Source organism: Rhizobium sp. WW_1 (assembly GCF_003610155.1).
Classification (GTDB): Bacteria; Pseudomonadota; Alphaproteobacteria; order Rhizobiales; family Rhizobiaceae; genus Rhizobium; species Rhizobium tropici_A.
Map to the genome: position 1 here is coordinate 93805 of NZ_RAIN01000007.1, position 18638 is coordinate 112442.

Genomic DNA, 18638 nt, shown 5'->3' on the forward strand with positions numbered 1-18638 from the left:
GCCCTCTCGAAGGCCGAGGCGCGGTCCCCTCCGATGGTTGGTGCATCCACGCGAGCATGACGACGCACCGCCATTCCCGCTCTCGCGTGCCGGGCTATGCCGCCAGCGCCATGAACCTTGCGACGTCCTGAGGCGCGATCTGCATCCGCGACTGCTGCCGGAGTTGCTCGATGCCCAGGGTGCGCAGATCCTCGTTGAAGTCGCCGAGCGCCGGCGAGACGACGATCGCCTCGATTCCGGCCGCGTTGGCCCGTTCGATGAGGCTATCACGCGCACCGTCGCCGGCCGGATCATTGTCGCGCACGATGTAGAGCCGTCGCAGCGTATCGGGGAAGAGGATGGCTGCGAGATGGGCTGCCGAGAGCGCCGCCAGCATCGGCATGTCGGGCAGGACCTGCCGGAGCGACAGCACGGTCTCGATACCTTCGCCAGCCGCCATCACCTCGCGGCCGATGCCGAAGCGCACCGCGTTGCCGAGAAGGTCACCCATCGCCCGTCGCGGCGTGTCGATCGGCGCCTTGTCACGCGATCGCGGATCGAGCCAGGTGCGATGCGCCCCGGTGATCCTGCCGCCGAGATCGGTGACGGCCGCGATCATCGCCGGCCACGTCTCGGTCGAAGAATGCTCGTCGGGCCGATAATAGCAGCGCGGGTGAAAGCGCAGGTTTCCGGCTCCGCGTAGATCCGTAATGCCGCGTTTGCGCAAATACGCTTCCACGAGGGTGCCCGTGATCGGTTGCGATATGGCGAGCAGGCGCCGTGCGGCTTCGGGAGAGCCATGGGGCGCTGGGCTTCGGCGTGCGCGCGCGTATGGTTCGGGCTCCGGAGGCGGCACGCTGAGGAAGGTCCGCGCCTCGTCGGCGACGTCCTTGAAGTCGATCAGGCCGCAGCTTTCCCGGATGACGTCGAGGAGATCGCCATGTTCGCCAGTGGCGGCGTCGGTCCATTTGCCCGCGACACCTTTCGGCGAATCCTTGAGCCGGACATACATCGAGCGGCCCGGCGTGTTGCGCACGTCGCCGACCAGCCAGTAGCGGCCCTCGCGATGACCGCTGGAGAGATAATGACGGCACACCGCCTCGGCCTGTTGGCCGAGACGATGCGCAAGATCGGACGCGTTCTGCCGTGTCATCACGCGGCCTCCCGCTCGGAGATGCGCATGATCGGAAAGGTGTCGAGCAGCCTGGCGAGCACGGTCGGTCCGTTGGCATCGACCGGCACGAAGAAGCGCAGCTTCCACGAGATGATCTCGCTGAAGAGGCCATAAGCCCGCAAGCGCTCGCGCATCGCCTCGGTGAAGCCGGATAGTTCGATGCGGTTGACGCCCATGACCCGGGCGCGGCGAAGCTGCATACCCTCGACGAGGTCGAGAATGGTGGCCCCGTCCATCAGCGCGCCGAAGGCGGCGTCCGGCGTGAGGCGGCTCGCGCCGGTGGTGCTGGCGTTAGCGGCCCAGGCGGGCGAGACGCGGCGGCCGATGATGCGCTGCCCGTCATCGGTCTGGAGCCGATAGACCCGGGTCGACTCGTCCGGCAGGCGCTTCCAGATCGGCAGCAAGAGCCCGGCGACGATATGGATGGTGCTGTCGGAAAACTCCGGCACGTCGTTCAGCTCCGCCCACCACGCTGCAGCGAAGGCGCCGCGATCGGCTTCCTCCCAATGGCTCTCGCCCATCATGCGCAGCGGCGCATAGTGCTGCTCCATCGGCCGGATCAGGCAAACACGCCGCTCGATCTCGCCATCGTCGAGCATCATTGACGGCGCTGGAACCTGTACGGCGGCGCGGCCGGAGCGGCCGTTGACCAAGAGCCGCCCCCGTGGATCGGAGAGATGGTCGAGCGCGTCGGCCAGGGTCGTCGGCCGATTGCGCTCGCGCCGGGTGATGGTGAGCAGCCGGGTCTCCGCGCCCGTGCCGGGATGGGTGTGGATCACGCGGGCGTCGGTGACGACGAAGCTCTCCGCCTGCAGCGTTTCCAGCCCGACATCATAGACACCGCTGCGGATCGCACCGTCGACCTTGGCGGTGAGGAGTTGCTCGAACGCCGTGAACAACACGCCCTGCAGATCGATGGTCAGCGCCAGCAGCCGGTTGAGGAAGGTGGTGATCGGCGGCAGCTCATCCTTGATGCCGTTGTCGTCCATCAGCTTGAGGCCGGTGGCGGACTCGAAGCGGTCGAGCGAGCAGCCTTCGACCTTGCCACGCACGAGCAGCAGATAGAGCTGCCGGAGCGCGTCCCGGGCATAGTGCGATTCCAGATTATCCTCGGGCCGGAACAGGCCCTGGCCGCCGGTCTGGCGCTGGCCGCGCGTGATCGCGCCCAGCGTGTCGAGGCGTCGGGCGATCGTCGAGAGAAAGCGCTTCTCGGCCTTCACGTCGGTCGCGATCGGCCGGAACAGCGGCGGCTGTGCCTGGTTCGTCCGATTGGTGCGGCCCAGGCCCTGGATGGCAGCATCGGCCTTCCAGCCGGGCTCGAGTAGATAGTGGACGCGCAGGCGCTGGTTCTTCACCGCGAGATCGGCATGGTAACTGCGCCCCGTACCGCCGGCGTCCGAGAACACCAGGAGGCGCTTCTGATCGTCCATGAAGGCAGCGGTCTCCGCCAGATTGGCGGACGCGGCGCGGGTTTCGACGGCGAGGCGCTCGCCCCTGCGCACCACACGCCGCGAGCGGCCGGTCACTTCGGCCACCATCTCGGTGCCGAAGCGCTGGACGATCTGGTCGAGCGCGCCGGGCACCGCCGGCAGGGATGCGAGATGCTCGATCAGTTCGTCGCGCCGGGCGACGGCCTCGCGGCTTTCGACCGGCTGGCCGTCCCGGTAGACCGGCCGCGACGACAGATTGCCCTCGCTGTCGGTGAACGGTTCGTAGAGCTGCACCGGGAAGGAATGGGCGAGGTAATCCAGGACATATTCCCTGGGCGTGATGTCTACGCGGACGTCGTTCCATTCATCGGTGGGGATCTCGGCGAGACGCCGTTCCATCAGCGCTTCGCCGGTCGAGACGATCTGGATCACGGCGGAATGGCCATCGGCCAGGTCCTGCTCGATCGACCGGATCAAGGTCGGCGTCTTCATCGACGTCAGGAGGTGGCCGAAGAAGCGCTGCTTGGCGGATTCGAAGGCCGAGCGCGCGGCCGACTTCGCTTGGCGATTCAGCGTACCGCTGTCGCCGGTGATGTTGGCGGCCTGCATCGCCGCGTCGAGATGATTGTGGATGACGGCGAAGGCGCCGGCATAGGCATCGTAGATGCGGGTCTGCTCGGGCGTGAGCTGGTGTTCGAGCAATTCATATTCGACGCCGTCATAGGACAGCGATCGTGATGTGTAGAGGCCGAGGGAGCGCAGATCGCGCGCCAGCACCTCCATCGCCGCGACGCCGCCATTCTCGACCGCCTCGACGAATTCGGCTCGGTTGGCGAAGGGGAAATCCTCGCCGCCCCACAGGCCAAGCCGCTGGGCGTAGGCGAGATTGTGGACGGTCGTGGCGCCGGTAGCGGAGACGTAGACGACGCGCGCGTTCGGCAGGGCGTGCTGGAGGCGCAAGCCCGCACGGCCCTGCTGCGAAGGGGCGACATCGCCCCGTTCTCCCTTGCCGCCACCGGCGTTCTGCATGGCGTGGCTTTCGTCGAAAATGATCACTCCGTCAAAGTCGGAGCCCAACCATTCGACGATCTGCTTGACGCGCGAAAGCTTACTCCCGCGGTCGTCGGACCGTAGCGTAGCGTAGGTGGTGAAAAGGATGCCTTCCGCGAGACGGATCGCCGTGCCTTGCGGGAAGCGCGAGAGCGGCGTGACCAGCAGCCGCTCCATGCCGAGCGCGGACCAGTCGCGCTGGGCGTCCTCCAGCAGCTTGTCGGATTTGGAGATCCAGACCGCCTTGCGCCGACCCTGGAGCCAGTTGTCGAGAATGATCCCGGCCGACTGGCGGCCTTTGCCGGCGCCTGTGCCGTCGCCAAGCATGAAGCCCCGGCGGAAGCGGACGGCATTTTCCGCATCGTCGGGCGCGGCCGAGACGAGATCGCAGGTCTCATCCACGGTCCAGGCGCCGGCGAGATAGTCGCCATGGGCCTCGCTGGCATAGATCACCGTCTCAAGCTGGGCGTCGGACAGTACGCCATCGCTGACGATGTGGGTCGGGAGCAGCGGGCGATAGCTGGGCTTCGGCGGCGCGACCGAAGCCATGGCGGCCGATTGCACCAGCTTTGTGGGATGTGGCTGCGCGTCGGGGATGCGGATCGACTGGAGCGCATAGGTCTCGTAGATCGAATCCGAGAGACGGCCGCCTTCGGGTGGCGTCCAGTCCGTCGTCTCGTACTGAAGGGGCACGCCGTCGGGCTGGGCGACGCGGCGCGCAGGCGCCGCGGAAGCGGCCCGGGCGAGATATCCGCGCACGGTGGGCGTGGCGACCGGCGCGTCGGCGATCGTCTTAGGGAGCGACACCGGCAGCCGGGCCGGAACCTGCTGGTCGATCCACGCGAGCAGCGTCGCAACATCGGGTGCGAGGCCGGTAGAATCCGGAAAGCGGGTGGTGTCCTCGGCCGGCGCCTTGTCGATGACGGTCAGGCGCGTCTCGACGGTCGTGCCATGCTTGGCATAGACCGAGCCCGCGACCGCGGCCGTGAACAAGACACGCCCGCGTTCCTGCAGCCGGATGAACGCGTCGCGCCAGGCAGGTGCATCGGGCGAGAAGTTCGCCCCGGTGATCGCGACGAGGCGGCCGCCATCGGCAAGGCGCGCCAGGGCCGAGGCGACATGGCGATAGGCCGCGTCGGCAATTCGTCCGGTGACGTTGGCCATCACCGAGAACGGCGGATTCATGATGATGACGCTGGGAACGGCCGCCGGAACGAGATGGTCATCGATCTGCGCGGCGTCAAAGCGCGTGACCGGGATGGCCGGAAAGAGGGAGGCGAGCAGATCGGCGCGGGTCTCGGCAAGCTCGTTGAGAATGAGCGCGGAGCCGGTGATCTCGACGAGGATGGCAAGCAGGCCGGTGCCGGCTGAGGGCTCCAGCACGCGGTCGGCCGGTGTCAGCGATGCCGCGGTCAGGGCGGCGAGACCGAGCGGGACCGGCGTCGAGAATTGGTGGAAAGCCTGCGCTTCCTCGGAGCGGCGCGTGTGGGTCGGCAGAAGGCTGACAATCTTGGCCAGAGCGGAAAGGCGTGAAGCCGGGGAAGCGGCTTTGCGGAAAAGCGCCTTTCCGTATTTGCGCAGGAACAGGACCGTCGCGACTTCGCAGGCGTCATAGGCCGTCTTCCAGTCCCAGGCGCCGGCAGCGTCGGACGCACCGAAGGCTGCTTCCATGGCCGCGCGCAGAATTGTCGCGTCGATCGGCCGACCACATTCGAGGTGGAGAAGGAGTTGCTCGGCCGCGGCGAGGATGGCGGACGCCGGCGGCATGTCGGGCGCGGGCGGCAGCGTCGCGGCCGGAGCGGCCGCGTGAAGCGAAGCATGGGGCATGGAGGAAACCTCGGAGAGCAGGACGGGACGAACCGGCCCGGGGCTCTCTCTCGACCGGACGGGCTCAAACCCGTCCCGGCCGTCCTCTCACTCTGGTGCGCGCATCACCCGATTGATCGCTTCGCCTTCCATCATGGCCGCCGCACCGCTAAGCTACCGCCAAAGCAAAACGAAGGTGTCGTCGCCGGCCGCGCGGTGGCAGACGAAGAAGGTTGGCGTGATGAAGGGAAGCGCGATCGGCATCATTGCAGCGGGATGCCTGGTGGTCGGCTTTGGCGCAGGGTTCGTGCTGCGGCCCGTTATTGCGCCTGTGGCGGCGTCACCAGCGGTGGCGGCCGGTGTCGCGCAGCCGACTGAGGAGCAGGCGACCGCCGCGGTTCGCCGGCACCGCCTGTTCACGGGTCCACTCACCAACGCGACGCTGAAGCTCGGTGATTGTTCGCCGGGCGATGTCGGCCCCGGCGTCACCTGCATGACTCAGCTCACCCTGGATCCCGCCAAACCGAATGCAACGCCTCAGAACCGGCCAATCGGCTTCGCGCGCGTCAACGGACAGTGGGAGGTCTCGGTCTGGTAGACGCGAGTACTGATGTTGAGGCGCGCGAGTTAGCCAAGGCGTTCTACCGCAACGGCCGAGGGTTTCTCCGTGCGGCCTCTGATCCTGTCGCGGACAATGCTCGCGACATCTGCTATTCGCTGGCGATCGCCAGCGAACTCGTGCTGAAATCGTTCCTGCTCACACGGGACTGGAACGACGATCGGTGTCGATGCGAAATCCGACATGATTTGGAACGTGGACTGGCCTGCGTGGCGGCAGCCGGGCTGGATGGACTTCCCGACGATTTCTCCTACGTGGTCGGAGTGCTGAATGCCTACTATCCGAAGCACGCGTTCATGGATTTTGCCGTTCCGCCCGGCGATCCGGCGTTTGTGGCGCGGGCGCGCTCGACCGTTGTCGATGTCTACAAGCTCGTGGGCCGTCACGTCCGCTCGACGGGCGGCGCATAGGCCTCATAGGGGTCGCCTTCTGCCAAATGGCCGAATGGCGTGAAGACGTAGCTGTCGCCGTCGCGGCCGACCGCGGCGATGACGTAGCGAGGCTCGCCCGTCATGGCATCGGTGCATTCCATCAGCGCCAAATCGCCACTTTCGGCGGCGCGCAGCAGTGTCTGGAAATTGGCGCGGGCGTGGTCGGGGATCATCGCGCACCGCCTTCGGCAAGCCAGCGGCCGGTGCTCATCCAGGCGAGGGTCCGGCCTGAGGCGAGGTCCAGGATATGCGCTCCGCCTGAGAAGCCGTCGATGACGGGGTCGGATGCAACGCCCGCCCACTGAAAGCCCCAGCGACCGGTCAGCTTGAAGGTTTCGGCGCAGCGCGTGACGAAGGTGATGAGGAGCTGCGGGTCGGCGGTGCCGGGATCGCAAAGACAGAGGCGGCTCGCGCCATGCTCCGGCGTCAGTGACAGCAGGAAGGGTTCGGCCGGCGGATCCTCGCGGCCGTTCTCGGCCATCAGCGCCGTGTAGATGTCGAATGCCCGCGCAACGTTAGCAGGCGTGCCGACGTCGAGCAGGCAGGAGAAGCGGGTGAGATAGTCGGTCATGTCGGGCTCCTGAAACGAAAAAAGCCCGGCGCAGGGGCCGGGCTCAGAAGGGTTGGATGGTGGAGGAAGCGGCTAGTAGCCGAACTGCCAGGACGGCCAAGACTGGCCGTCATCGGCGGCGCGGACGGCCTGGTCGAGATAGGCGGGATCGCTTTCGACCACGGTCGGGTTACGCACCGGCGTTTCGTCGATGACCGTCACGCGGCAGACGAGGCCGTCCTCGACCTCGACGTGAACGGGCACGAGATACTGGAAGACGACGCGCCGGGGCGTCGCAGCATCGGGTTGATCCATCGGATCGCTCCTTCGATTTGAGGAGGGTGCGGAGCGGCCGGAGCCGCCCCGCGAGCCGGTCACTCCGCGGCGACGAGGTGGGCTTCGTCGTCCTCGGCATCGGCCGGGACTTCTTCCTCGTCATCGGCGCTGAGGAATTCCGGCAGCGCTACGCCGTCCTCCTCGCCATCCGCGCCCGCTGCGCCGTCGACATCGGCAAGACGCAGCGGCTCGGGCAGCCAGCCGGTATCGGCCAGCAGCCGTTCGGCCTCCTTGGCCATGTCACCCTTCTTGAGGTGGTCGATGAGCTGCGCCGCCTGTTCGCCTGCGCCTTCCCGCACCGCCTCGAGGATGCGGGCCTTGGTGACGCGGCCGAGATAATTGCCGACGGTCGGACGCCAGCCGGCCTCGACCATGTCGAGCCCGGTCGCGCGCGCGAGCCGGTTGGCCTGGCGCAGACGCTGGTCGAGACCATGCTGCGAAACGCCGTTCCCGCCGTAGGGATTGGGCTTCTCGTAGAGCGCATTGACGCCGTAGCTCACGCAATGCGCCAGCAATGCTATGCGGCTGGTCTCGTCGAGGCCGGCGATCCAATCCCACAGGGCCTCGTCATCAGCCGGGATATCGCCGGCCCAGCCGTCATGCCGCTCGCTAACGGCGCGCGCCGACGGGCTGTCTTTCAGCGCCTCGTCCTGAATGGGAAAGAAGACATGCCGAACCGACGCCTCCAGCGCGCCGGTGGTGCTGCGGTGCTGGAAGGTGTCGGCGACCAGCTTGTGCAGCAGCGCCGTCATCGCGACGTGCGGATTGTTGGCCAGAGCGTCGCGAAGGGCCAGCGTGCGGTGCGCGGTCAACTCGGTGGCGAGTCGATCCGGCAGTGGCTTGATCGCGTCGTCCTCGTCCTCCTCGGGCTCGGACGGCTGGCCACCGATGGTGATGACGGCGCGCTGGATGACCGGCTCGGCCGGATCACTGGCCTGGCCGCTGGCATCGACGTCATCGTCGCCTTCGGTCGTCGCCCGGGCTTCGTCCTCGGGGCGGACATAGCCGCGATCGATGTCGAGGTTGCCGTCATGGGCGATGCTGACGAACACGCCGGCGCGGGCGATATCGTCAGGTTCGTAGCGGGCCGGACGTTCCTCGAAACTGGCAAGCGCGGTCTCGATCTCGCCGAGCCGCTGATCGACCTCGTCGGGCAGTTCATCGGCGCCTTCATAGTCCGCCTCGAGCTTTTGATACTCGGCGTTGAGGGCGTCGATCGCCGCCTGCTCCTCCGCGGTCAGATCGAGCGGCTCGCCCTGCAGCTCGCGCAGGCCGCGGGTCGCGTCGTAGGGGAAGCTGACGGCGACCTCGATCCACTTCCAGCCTTCGGCGGCGATCGCCTCGGCGGTGGTCTTCAGCTTTTCGGCCACCAGGCGATCCAGCAACGCCGGGTCCTGCAGCCAGCCGCCATCGTCGGACTGAAACAGGTCGCGCATGACGATGCCGCCGGCGGCCTGATAGGCGTCGAGGCCGATGAAGACGGCGCGCTTGTCGGAGGCGCGCACCGTGATCTCGGTGAGCATGCGCCGGATCTGGTATGGCTCCTTCGACCACGCATCCTTGACCGCGTCCCAGACCTGCTCCTGACGAACATGGTCGTCCGACACGGTGAAGGCCATGAGATGCTCCAGCGTCATGCCGTCCTCGGCATAGACGTCGAGCAATACGGGCGAGATGGACGCCAGCCGGAGCCGCTGCTTCACGACAGCGACCGGTACGAAGAAGGCCGCGGCGATCTCCTCCTCGGTCATGCCTTTGCCGCGCATGTCCTGGAAGGCGCGGAACTGATCCAGAGGATGGAGCGGAGCGCGCTCGATATTCTCGGCGAGGGAGACCTCCTCCGGGAGGATGGCGCTGTCGCGCTCGCGCACCACACAAGGCACGGGGGCGACCTTGGCGAGGCGCTTCTGCTTCACCAGCATTTCGAGCGCCCGGAAGCGGCGGCCGCCGGCCGGCACCTCGAACATGCCGGTCTCATTGCCCTCGGCGTCGACCACGGGGAAGACGCTGAGGCTCTGGATCAGGCCTCGCCGGGCGATCGAGGCCGCCAGGTCCTCGATCGAGACGCCGGCCTTCACGCGCCGGACGTTGGACTGGCTGAGCACCAGCTTGTTGAAGGGGATGTCGCGCGAGGACGACAGGGTGATCTTCTGAACGGCAGTAGCCATCGGGATGTACTCCGCGACGGGCGGCCGAGAGACTCTCTCAACCTCCAACCCGTCACGAAATCCCGTCACTCCTCTCACTCTCTTCCGGCTCTACCGCCCGGACGCCGGGAGAGATGCACGCATGTTCAGATCGGGATTCCTGTGGCATAGATCAGGACGACTATAATAGTCGTATCAGGAACAGGATCCGCGTCGGTCCCGGGCCCGATGTTTGGTGCGATCTCGCGTTTGCGCGGCGTCTCCTGATAGGCAGTGGGTCGTGGCCAGCGATGGAAGCGCATTACCTGGCTTCCCGGCGAGAGCTGGCGGCGGCGTGAAGGACGCGTTCCGCGGTCGTGAGGCTGCCGGTCCGGCGCGCCGCCTCGGCATAGACGGAGATCGGGAACGCGCCCTCGAACAGGATGTCGCGCTCGATGCCCAGGCCGAACGGCAGGCGCAGCGCTGCCATTTCCGAGAGGCTGAACGGGCCCAGCTCCGGTTCGCCGAGATCGGCTAGACCGAACAGGGTGTCGCCGTCGTCGTCGAGTTCGGTCGCTAGCCAGGTGCCGATGCCGAGCGGGTTGAAGAAACGCACGACGGGGACATGATCGCCGCCGCGCGCGGCCGTTGGCGAGCAGGCGCTCGCGGAGCTCCGGGGTGAGGAGGATCACGCCGCCCTCCGTTCATCGGAGGCGTCGTCCATGACCGAGGCCGGCTCCGCGTCCGGGAGGAAGCCGAGCAGCCAATCGGCCGCCTTGCTGGCCTGGCTGGCGGCGCGCACGATCGCGCGGTTGTCCTCGCGCAGCACCTCGAGCCACGATCCGAGATAGTCGGCGTGCCGCACCGTCGGGACGATGCCGAGCGAGGCGCAGCAGAAGGCCGCGTTCATCTCGGCGACAAGTTCCTCGAACGCGTATTTCTTGGTCCCGAAGGCGCCGGTGAGATCGCGGTTCAGCCGGCTATGATGGCCGCTGGCGTGCCCCAGCTCGTGCAGGGCCGTGCGGTGCCAGTTGATCGGCTCGAAGTAGGCCTGGGGCGGCGGGACCATCACATAGTCGAGACCCGGCGCGTAGCAGGCGCGGTTGCCGCCGATGCGAAAGTCGACGCCGGTGGCCGCGATCAGCGCCTCGACCCGGGGTTCGATCAGGCCGGGCAATGGCGGTGGCGCAACGATGGCGACGTCCTCCGGCAGGTTCTCGCATTGCTGCGCGTTGAACACCGTGAAGCGCTTCAGGAACGGAACGGCATGGGCGTCGTCGCCGGTCTCGCGGGCGCGCCTTTTCTCGTCGTCCGGCACGAAGCGGTCGGCATAGACGACGGTGGTGCCGTGTTCGCCCTTGCGGACATTGCCGCCGAGCGCGAGCGCCTGGCGAAACGTCAGCCAGCTCTGTCCGGCGAAGCCGTGCTGGATGACGCTGCCCCAGAGGATGAGGACATTGATCCCGGAATATTGCCGGCCGGTAGCGGCGTTTCTCGGCATGGTCAGCGGCGCCTTCGCCGCCGCCGTTCCCCAGGGCTGGACCCAGGGCACGCGGCCGGCCTCCAGCTCGGCGATGATCTTGCCGGTAATGTCGTCGTAGAGGCTCGTCCGGTCCTGGCCGGCGCGAGCGGGTGTGGTCTTTCTGGACATCGCGGATCTCCGCGACGGGCGCCGGAAGCCTCTCTCCCAGCCCTCAACCCGTCACGGCAAAGCCGGTCCGCACTCTCACTCTCAGGGGGCGTTGCGGGGCGCTCCCCGCAGAAGGGGTCGGTCGAGACGCAAGGCTCGGCCGCAGGGGAAGGCTTTCCCCTCCCAGGCCATGCTTAATTCGAAATTTAGCAATCAAGCTCACCCAGGATTTACCTATGACGACTATTATAGTCGCCGATGATATTGTTGCCGGGTAGGTGGCCCTCGTGATTTGCTTTGTTTCGAAAATCGGATTCTGCGCCTAATCGCAAACGGCGCCCCCGTGCAGGACACGGTTCACCAGCTCTGCCAGGAAGTCGAGGCATTGTTGCCCGGCGTCATCTGCACCGTGATGCGGATCGATCCCGCGGGCCTTCTCGATCCTCTTGCGGCGCCGAGTTTGCCCGCTGAACTCAGCGGCGCCATCGGGGGCCTGATGATGGGACCGGACGCGGGCTCTTGCGGAAGGGCCGCCTATCTGCGGCAGCCGGTTTTCGTGACCGATATCAGCGCGGATCCAAAATGGGCGAAGCTCAGAGATCTTGCACTCGCCGCGGGCCTCAAGGCGTGCTGGTCGGCTCCAATCACGGGGCAGGACGGCAAGCCGGTCGGAGCATTGGCCCTATATTTTCGCGAGCCGCGGTCTCCGCTCGAGCCCGAGAGGACCGTCATCGCCCAATGCGTGGAGCTCTGCGAGATCGCGCTTCGGCGTCACGAGCGTGTCGCCGACCGGGAGCGGCGCGCAAGCGTCGACGGACTGACGAGACTGCCAAATCGGGCCGCCTTCAACATGGCTCTCGCCAGCATGGCCTGCGACGCGCCGGGATCGTGGGCGCTGTTCATTGTTGACCTCGACAATCTCAAGACCGTGAATGACCTGTTCGGTCATCCGGCTGGGGACGGGTTGATCCGCGCCGCCGGCGAGCGGATCGCGGCGGCCATGTTGCCGGATGTCACCTTTCGGCTCGGCGGGGATGAGTTCGCGGTCATCGTGCAGTATCCGGAGGCCCTGACCGATCTGGAGGCGCGAGCTGGCAGGATTTTCGCGGCGCTGGAAGCGCCGGCGGATTGCGATGGCCATGTCGTCGTTCCGGCCGCCACGATCGGCGGCGCAGTGCTTGCGGGGAACGCGGCGGCGGACGTTTATCAGAATGCGGATTTCGCGCTGTACCATGCCAAGGAGACCGGCCGGGGCGGATTCGTTCGCTACTGGCCCGGCATCGGCAGCCGGATCACCCATCGGCTCGACGCGATTCGCGACGTTACGGCGGCGCTCGCAGAGGGGCGCATCGACGCCTATTATCAGCCGGTCGTTCGTCTCGACACGCGCGAGATCGTCGGTGTCGAGGCGCTATGCCGGCTTCGAACGGCGGCCGGCGAGGTGATCGCGGCCAGCGAATTCCAGGACGCGACATCGGACGTCAAGGTGGCGGCGGCGCTGACGGGCCGCATGCTCTCGATCGTCGCCAAGGATGTCCGCGGCTGGCTCGATGCCGGCATTCCATTCCAATATGTCGGCGTGAACGTCTCGACGGCCGACTTTTATGCGGGCGATCTCACACGCAAGCTTGAGCACAGCTTCGGTCGAGCTGGCGTCTCGCTCGACCACCTCATCCTCGAGGTGAGCGAGAATGTGTCGGTGGGTCGGCGTGACAAGGTCATCTCCGCGGAAATCAGCAGGCTCCGGCGCAGTGGCGTGCGCGTCTCGCTCGACGATTTTGGGACCGGCCATGCCTCGTTAACCCATCTCGTCAGCATGCCGGTGGACGCGATCAAGATCGACCGATCCTTCGTCGCCCAATTATGGCCCGACGATCCGGCGATGGTGATTGTCCAGGGGTTGATCGACATCGCGCGCCAGCTCGACATCCGTGTGGTGGCCGAGGGGATCGAGACTGAGGTTCAGGCCAGCCAGCTCTGGATGATGGGATGTGTCCTTGGTCAAGGCTTTGAGTTCTCGCGGGCGGTCGATCGCACGGCGATGACTGAGCTTTTGCGTCGGTACGCGGAAGGAATGGACGGGGCGATCTCGCTGATGTCGACCCATGCAATGACGCGATCGCTGCCCGAGCTCGCGACGGGCTTGCGCACTGGAACGTATGGCGCTCCAAGGTGAGGCTATGCTCTGGACAGGGTTTCCCGAAAGGCAGCGTTGATATGCTTCCCGAGCAAGGCAGCGGGTGCCGACGGTGTCAGTGAAGAACCGGAGACGTGGCTCCCAGCCTTGACGCTCGCCGGTAAGCTGAACTCAAGCCATCACGGCCAAGCCGGGCGAAGCGCGCAAGCGGGCGATGTCGCGCGCCGGCGGTTCTCCGAAGTGGCGGCGATACTCGCGACTGAACTGCGTCGGGCTTTCGTAACCGACGCGCAAAGCGGCAGTCGCGACATCGATGTCGTCGACCAGCATGAGGCTGCGCGCGTCCTGCAGCCTGAGCTGCTTCTGGAATTGTAGCGGCGTCATCGCCGTCACGGCGCGAAAATGCTCGTGCAGGCTCGACGGACTCATGCCCACTTCCGCCGCAAGTCGTTCGATGCTGAACCGTTCGCGGAAGTTCTGGCCGATCCAGGCGATGGCGCGGCCGATCTGGGCCACCCGACCCTGGCTGGAAGTGATGTGGCGCATCCTGGCGCCGTCCGGGCCGGCGAGCAGGTGATAGAGAATTTCCTGCTCGGCGAGCGGCCCGAGCACGGGCAGCGCGGCCGGATTGTCGAGCAGGCGGAGTAGGCGCAGCGCCGCGTCGAGCAGACCGGCGCCGGCGTCGGAGACCGTCTTGCCTATCGGCGGGGATGGCGCTTCCGGCGGCGGCGGCACGCGCGACGCCAGCTCCCCGAGGCGACCATCTCGATCTGCGCGAGATCGCCTGCCTCCACGTACGTTTCGCTGCGCAGCGCAAAGACAGGAAGGTCTGCAAGCGTTTTTCCAGACTCCAGGTCAGCGTCGATGCGCCTCGGCTCAGATCACGGCGTCAGCGTCGGCGGGGAACTGCTGCGGCGATATCCCACCGGCGCTGTCATCGCGGGACGGACTACGGCATCGCAAAGTTCCAGCAGCCGCTTCAGCGCGGGATTTGCATTGTTCCTGGGCCACACGACGCTCCAGGTGACAATTTCGGCCGGCTCGATCGGAATGAACCGAACTCCGGGATAGGTGGCGCCAAGGATCGAGCTCACCACAAGTGTCAAACCATAGCCCTTGCCGACCATGTTCATGAGGTTGTCGCGTCCGACCTGGTGGACGGCGATCTCGGGCCGGAAGCCCAGGCATGAAATATGGCGGGCAATGATGCCCTCCACCTCCGGGCCAGACCCGTCAGCCATCACCAGCAGCGTCTCATCGCGCAGGTCCTCCCAGGCCAGCCTCGTACGCGAGGCCAGGGCATGATCGGCGGGAATCGCGGCGAAGAGCGCTTCGTCGTAGAAGTGTCTGGTGTCGCAGCCGGGAAGATGCGGCTCGCCAACGATGAATGCCGCGTCGATCCTGCCGTTCAGCACCGCGAGGGCATGCGCATGCGACGTGCCCTCGCTGATCCTCACCTCGATCTTGGGAAACCGCTCGCGATAGGTCGCGAGCAGATCGGCAAGCGGCCCCTGTGCGAAGGAGCCCATGACGCCGATCCGCAGCCCGCCGACGAAGCCCTTCTTGATCAGAGCGATGTCACCGACGGCCCGACGCAGATGTTCCGCGCCGAACTCGGCGTTACGCAAGAAGCGCTCGCCCGCCAGCGTCGGTCGCGTACCAGTTTTGGTCCGCTCAAAGAGAACGATTCCCAGCCGACGTTCGAGTGACTGAACACGCCGGCTCAATGTCGACTGCGAGACATCCGTTGCCTCTGCAGCACGCCGGAGGCTGCCATATTGAATGACAAGCATCGCGTCTCGAAGGTGGCGTAGATCAAGCGCGAGGTCGGGCATCGGACGCAGGCTGCCGAAGATCGTTTGCCGCCCGCTCGCCCCTTGTGTCTCCAATTAGCTGGCCGCGTTTCACGGCGCGGCTGTCGTGGGCAAGGGCCAGCATCCAAAATACAAAGCCGCCCAGCGCCAGGCCGCAGCCCACCCATCCCGTCGATGCCCAGCCGTAGCCTGCGGCGATGGCGAGCCCGCCAAGCCAGGGTCCAAGAGCGTTTGCGGTATTGAAGGCGGCGTGATTGAGCGACGCAGCCAGCCCCTGTGCATCGCCGGCGACATCCATCAGACGCATCTGCAACAGGGTGCCGAGGCCGCCACCCCAGCCGATCGCGAACACGGCGATTCCGATCGACCACAGATGGTCGACAGTCAGCGGGTAGAGAGCAAGCGCCAGCGCGCTCCATGCCAGCAGGATGCCGATGGCGGGCATCGGGCCGCGCCTAGTGAGGTGAGGTGCGGCGAGGTTGCCGCAGGTCAGGCCGACTCCGAAGACGGCCAGGACGAAAGGGATCGCACTGGCCGAAGCCTTCGTCACCAGCTCGAGCGTCGATGTGAGATAGGTGTAGACGGCGAAAAGCCCTCCGAAGCCGACAGCGCCGATCCCGAGGCTCAGCCAGACTTGGCCGCGGCGCAGCGCGCCCAGCTCCTGCGACGCCGAGGCGCCCGCGATCCTCGCCTGGACCGGGATGACGAAGAGGATCAGAGCGGCGGCGACGAACGAAAGGAGGCCCAGCACTCCGAAACCCCAGCGCCAGCTGAGCCATTGCGAGATGACCGTCGCCACCGGCGCCCCGATCGTGGTGGCAAGCGTGAGGCCCAGCAGCACGCGTCCGATCGCGGCGCCCCGCTTCGCTTCGGTAACCATGCCGGACGCAACGAGAACCGCGATCCCGAAATACGCGCCATGCGGGATGGCCGTCAGGAACCGAAGCGCCACCGATGCGCCGAAGCTCGATGCCGTCGCGCTGAGGCAGTTTCCCACACCGAACCAAATCAGCAGCAGGATGAGGAAAAGACGGCGCTCGAGGCGCGCGCCGACCACGGCCAGCATCGGCGCGCCCAGGACAACGCCGAGCGCGTAGGCGCTGACGACGTACCCGCCGGTCGGTGCATCGACAGCAAGATCGGACGTGAAGGCCGGCAGGAAACTCATGGTCGCGAACTCGGTCGTCCCGATCATAAACCCGCCCAGGACCAGGACCGCATGGGCAAACCCCGGCTGCCTCGTGATTTCTGATGCCGCCATGCTCGTCCCAGTCATGTCGAGACCCAGTCGAGGGCTTTGATCGCGCGCACGAACTCCGCAGGACGCCCGTAGAAGGGTTCGTGCTCGACGCGGATGAGATCGGCGCCGCGTTCCAGCAGGAAACCGGGGAAGCCGCGCAGTCCCGCGCGCTGCATCAGGCGACGGGCGGCGGCAATGTGCTCGTCCACCGCTACGCTTTCGAGCGCCAGGCTAAAGGCATTTTCCGCCAGGCCGATGGTGCCCGCCACGGCGGTGAGCACCGCGACGTCCACCACACGACGCCCCTCGACGTAATGGGCGTGCTGGATGGCGCGCAGCATGCGCAGTTCGGCGCCCCGCTCGATAGTGCCGGCGGCGAGAACGGCTGCGATTGTCGGACGCGACCAGAACACAGAGTCTGCATCCACGAGTAGGCCGTCGAGGTAGGCAGCGCCGAACGTGACGCCGGTCAATTCCGCGATGTGCGCGTCACTGCGCCGGATATAAGCGCGCTTGTCAGGCGCCAGACGTGTCGGGGTCTCCATCAGTCCGCCCCCGTGCAGTGCGATCGGGATACCGGCGTTGGCAACCGCCTCGACCATCGGGCTGGCGGCGTAGCACCAGCCGCAAAGGGGATCATGGATGTAGTGCAGTATCGGTGTCGTCATGCATCACCTCTCGCGATCTGCAACGGCAGCAGCCGCTTCAGATTGGGGGTTAGTTTCGGGTTAAACGGAGAGCAGATTATGCGTGGCTAGGAGCCCCGCCGCCGGCCTGCTGGTGGCGCACGAATTCGGTAATCGTGGCCTGGAAAGGCGTGGTCGGCCGCCCGATCAACCGGGCAAGCGCGCCGCCATCATCGAACAGCGCGCCCTTCGCCACGCCCGCGTCGGTATCCGACAGGATCTTGCCAACGATCTCCGGCGCGCCGGCTTTCAGTACTGCTACCCTGAACGCGTCCGGCGTCATGTTCTGATAGGTCATCGGTTTGCCCGAGGCTTCGGCCACCACGGCGACCAGCTTGGCCAGCGTGAAGGACGCATCGCCCGCCAGCTCGTAGGTGCGGCCGGCGTGATCGCCGCCCGCCAGCACGGCCGCCGCCGCCCCGGCATAGTCGGCACGGGCCGCGGACGAGATGCGGCCTTCTCCCGCCGCGCCCATGAAGACACCATGCTTGAAGGCGAGCGGCAGCCGCCACGTATAGACCTCCGAATACCAGCCATTGCGCAGCAGCGCGAACGGCACGCCAGATTCCGCCAGGGCCGCTTCCGTGTCGCGATGCTCTTCCGCAAGGAACAGCGGCGAGGTGTCCGCGTGGAGAATGCTGGTGTAGGCGATCAGACCGACACCGGCGTCCTTCGCCGCATCGATGACGTTGCGGTGCTGCACCTTGCGCTTGCCGTTCTCGCTGCTGGAAATCAGGAGCAACCGATCGACACCCGCAAACGCGCTCGCCAGCGTTGCCGGCTGGGTATAATCGGCAGCACGGATTTCTATGCCCTTTTCGCGAAGCGCGTTTACGGCGCCCTCATTCTTGGCTGGATCACGCACGCCTGCGACGATCGCGCTGGCGGGCACCGTCTCAAGCAGCGTGTCGATGACGAGCCCGCCGAGCTGGCCGGTCGCACCAGTGACGAAGAGCTTCGGGGAGGCGGGCATTATCTTCTTCCTTGCAAGTGAGGCCATCAGCGGCGTGCCTGTGCAATGGCCGCCGCGATCTCGTCCTCCGAGCCGCCTCCCATGGCGGCTCCGCCGATAACGAAGGTGGGCACGGAGCGCACGCCCTTGGCTCTGGACGCAGCGGTTTGCCTTTCGGTTTCCGCCTGCTCCGCGGGATCGGCCAGGATGGCTCGCGCTTCCTCGGCCGTGAAACCATGCCGCGCTGCGATCTCCGCCAGGACATCCTTGTTGGAAATATTGCGGGCCTCATGGAAGTTCGCGTTCATCAGGGCCATCGAAAGATCGTGCTGCGTTCCGCGCTTGCGGGCATGCCTCAGCAGCGTATGGGCATCGACGGTCCGATAACCGAAGGCCTGTTTGCTGAGATCTAGATCGAGGCCGGAGGCGCGCGCTTCGGCTTCCGGGCGAGCGAAGGCGATCTTTGGGTCTGGAATGCCTTTCCGCCTGAAATAATCGGCGATGCGAAAGCCTTCCGCCGGAGCGTCGGGGTGCAGTTCGAATGGGATGTGTTCGATTTCGACATCGAGACCGGGAAAGCGTTCCCGCAGAACCTTGTCGAGCCGATACGCCCCGATGATGCACCATGGGCAGATGGGATCTGAATAGAGATCGATCTTAAGCATGTTACGCCTCCGA

16 protein-coding genes and 1 pseudogene are annotated in these 18638 nt (G+C 66.3%); 3 read left to right on the top strand and 14 right to left on the bottom strand.

The genetic code is table 11. From position 1 onward, the window contains the following. Positions 1-94: 94 nt before the first annotated feature. Together BJ928_RS21065 and BJ928_RS21070 are read right to left on the bottom strand one after the other, a co-directional pair. Positions 95-1132, bottom strand: coding sequence for a toprim domain-containing protein (locus tag BJ928_RS21065; RefSeq protein WP_047630844.1), 1038 nt, complete (start codon positions 1130-1132; stop codon positions 95-97). Further along, positions 1132-5400, bottom strand: a complete 4269-nt coding sequence (locus BJ928_RS21070; protein ID WP_245432447.1) for a strawberry notch family protein — start codon at positions 5398-5400, stop codon at positions 1132-1134. Before BJ928_RS21070 ends, BJ928_RS21065 begins: the two co-directional genes overlap by 1 nt. 172 nt (positions 5401-5572) lie before the next feature. On the opposite strand from BJ928_RS21070, the gene BJ928_RS39390 reads away from it, so the two are divergent. Both BJ928_RS39390 and BJ928_RS21080 read left to right on the top strand, forming a co-directional pair. Then, a complete protein-coding gene (locus BJ928_RS39390) occupies positions 5573-6037 on the top strand; it encodes a hypothetical protein (RefSeq protein ID WP_245432448.1) in 465 nt (154 codons plus the stop codon). Then, on the top strand, positions 6016-6468 hold the full coding sequence (locus BJ928_RS21080; RefSeq protein ID WP_047630842.1) for a hypothetical protein: 453 nt from the start codon (positions 6016-6018) through the stop codon (positions 6466-6468). Before BJ928_RS39390 ends, BJ928_RS21080 begins: the two co-directional genes overlap by 22 nt. Here BJ928_RS21080 and BJ928_RS21085 read toward each other — a convergent pair. The 6 genes and pseudogenes from BJ928_RS21085 to BJ928_RS21110 form a co-directional block, all read right to left on the bottom strand. After that, the gene (locus BJ928_RS21085; RefSeq protein ID WP_047630841.1) at positions 6441-6662 is read right to left on the bottom strand and encodes a DUF6117 family protein; all 222 of its coding nucleotides are present in this window, start codon (positions 6660-6662) and stop codon (positions 6441-6443) included. The genes BJ928_RS21080 and BJ928_RS21085 overlap by 28 nt on opposite strands. Continuing rightward, positions 6659-7060, bottom strand: a complete 402-nt coding sequence (locus BJ928_RS21090) for a hypothetical protein (protein ID WP_047630840.1) — start codon at positions 7058-7060, stop codon at positions 6659-6661. Before BJ928_RS21090 ends, BJ928_RS21085 begins: the two co-directional genes overlap by 4 nt. A 72-nt stretch (positions 7061-7132) precedes the next feature. After that, on the bottom strand, positions 7133-7354 hold the full coding sequence (locus BJ928_RS21095; RefSeq protein WP_047630839.1) for a hypothetical protein: 222 nt from the start codon (positions 7352-7354) through the stop codon (positions 7133-7135). A gap of 59 nt (positions 7355-7413) precedes the next feature. After that, on the bottom strand, positions 7414-9543 hold the full coding sequence (locus BJ928_RS21100) for a ParB/RepB/Spo0J family partition protein (protein WP_047630838.1): 2130 nt from the start codon (positions 9541-9543) through the stop codon (positions 7414-7416). A gap of 280 nt (positions 9544-9823) precedes the next feature. Then, positions 9824-10193 (bottom strand): annotated as a pseudogene (locus BJ928_RS21105) (DUF2958 domain-containing protein). Beyond that, the gene (locus BJ928_RS21110; protein WP_047630837.1) at positions 10190-11152 is read right to left on the bottom strand and encodes a zincin-like metallopeptidase domain-containing protein; all 963 of its coding nucleotides are present in this window, start codon (positions 11150-11152) and stop codon (positions 10190-10192) included. The pseudogene BJ928_RS21105 and the gene BJ928_RS21110 overlap by 4 nt, the downstream one beginning before the upstream one ends. Positions 11153-11474: 322 nt before the next feature. Here BJ928_RS21110 and BJ928_RS21115 point away from each other — a divergent pair, with 322 nt between their 5' ends. Beyond that, complete coding sequence (locus tag BJ928_RS21115; RefSeq protein WP_245432449.1) at positions 11475-13307, top strand: EAL domain-containing protein; 1833 nt, start codon at positions 11475-11477, stop codon at positions 13305-13307. 132 nt (positions 13308-13439) lie between these two features. Here BJ928_RS21115 and BJ928_RS21120 read toward each other — a convergent pair whose 3' ends face one another. The 6 genes from BJ928_RS21120 to BJ928_RS21145 all read right to left on the bottom strand — a co-directional run bounded on the left by BJ928_RS21120 (position 13440) and on the right by BJ928_RS21145 (position 18625). Then, on the bottom strand, positions 13440-14015 hold the full coding sequence (locus BJ928_RS21120) for a helix-turn-helix domain-containing protein (protein ID WP_281024148.1): 576 nt from the start codon (positions 14013-14015) through the stop codon (positions 13440-13442). 134 nt (positions 14016-14149) lie between these two features. Then, the gene (locus BJ928_RS21125; RefSeq protein WP_063769452.1) at positions 14150-15103 is read right to left on the bottom strand and encodes a LysR family transcriptional regulator; all 954 of its coding nucleotides are present in this window, start codon (positions 15101-15103) and stop codon (positions 14150-14152) included. Further along, positions 15084-16358 (bottom strand): MFS transporter, encoded by a 1275-nt coding sequence (locus tag BJ928_RS21130; protein ID WP_082011833.1) that lies wholly within the window; start codon positions 16356-16358, stop codon positions 15084-15086. Before BJ928_RS21130 ends, BJ928_RS21125 begins: the two co-directional genes overlap by 20 nt. Beyond that, positions 16355-16990, bottom strand: coding sequence for a DsbA family protein (locus tag BJ928_RS21135; protein ID WP_052227627.1), 636 nt, complete (start codon positions 16988-16990; stop codon positions 16355-16357). The genes BJ928_RS21130 and BJ928_RS21135 overlap by 4 nt, the downstream gene beginning before the upstream one ends. A 76-nt stretch (positions 16991-17066) precedes the next feature. Further along, the gene (locus tag BJ928_RS21140; RefSeq protein ID WP_052227626.1) at positions 17067-17981 is read right to left on the bottom strand and encodes an SDR family oxidoreductase; all 915 of its coding nucleotides are present in this window, start codon (positions 17979-17981) and stop codon (positions 17067-17069) included. Between the two features lie 26 nt (positions 17982-18007). After that, positions 18008-18625, bottom strand: coding sequence for a DsbA family oxidoreductase (locus BJ928_RS21145; RefSeq protein ID WP_047630836.1), 618 nt, complete (start codon positions 18623-18625; stop codon positions 18008-18010). Positions 18626-18638: the final 13 nt, after the last annotated feature.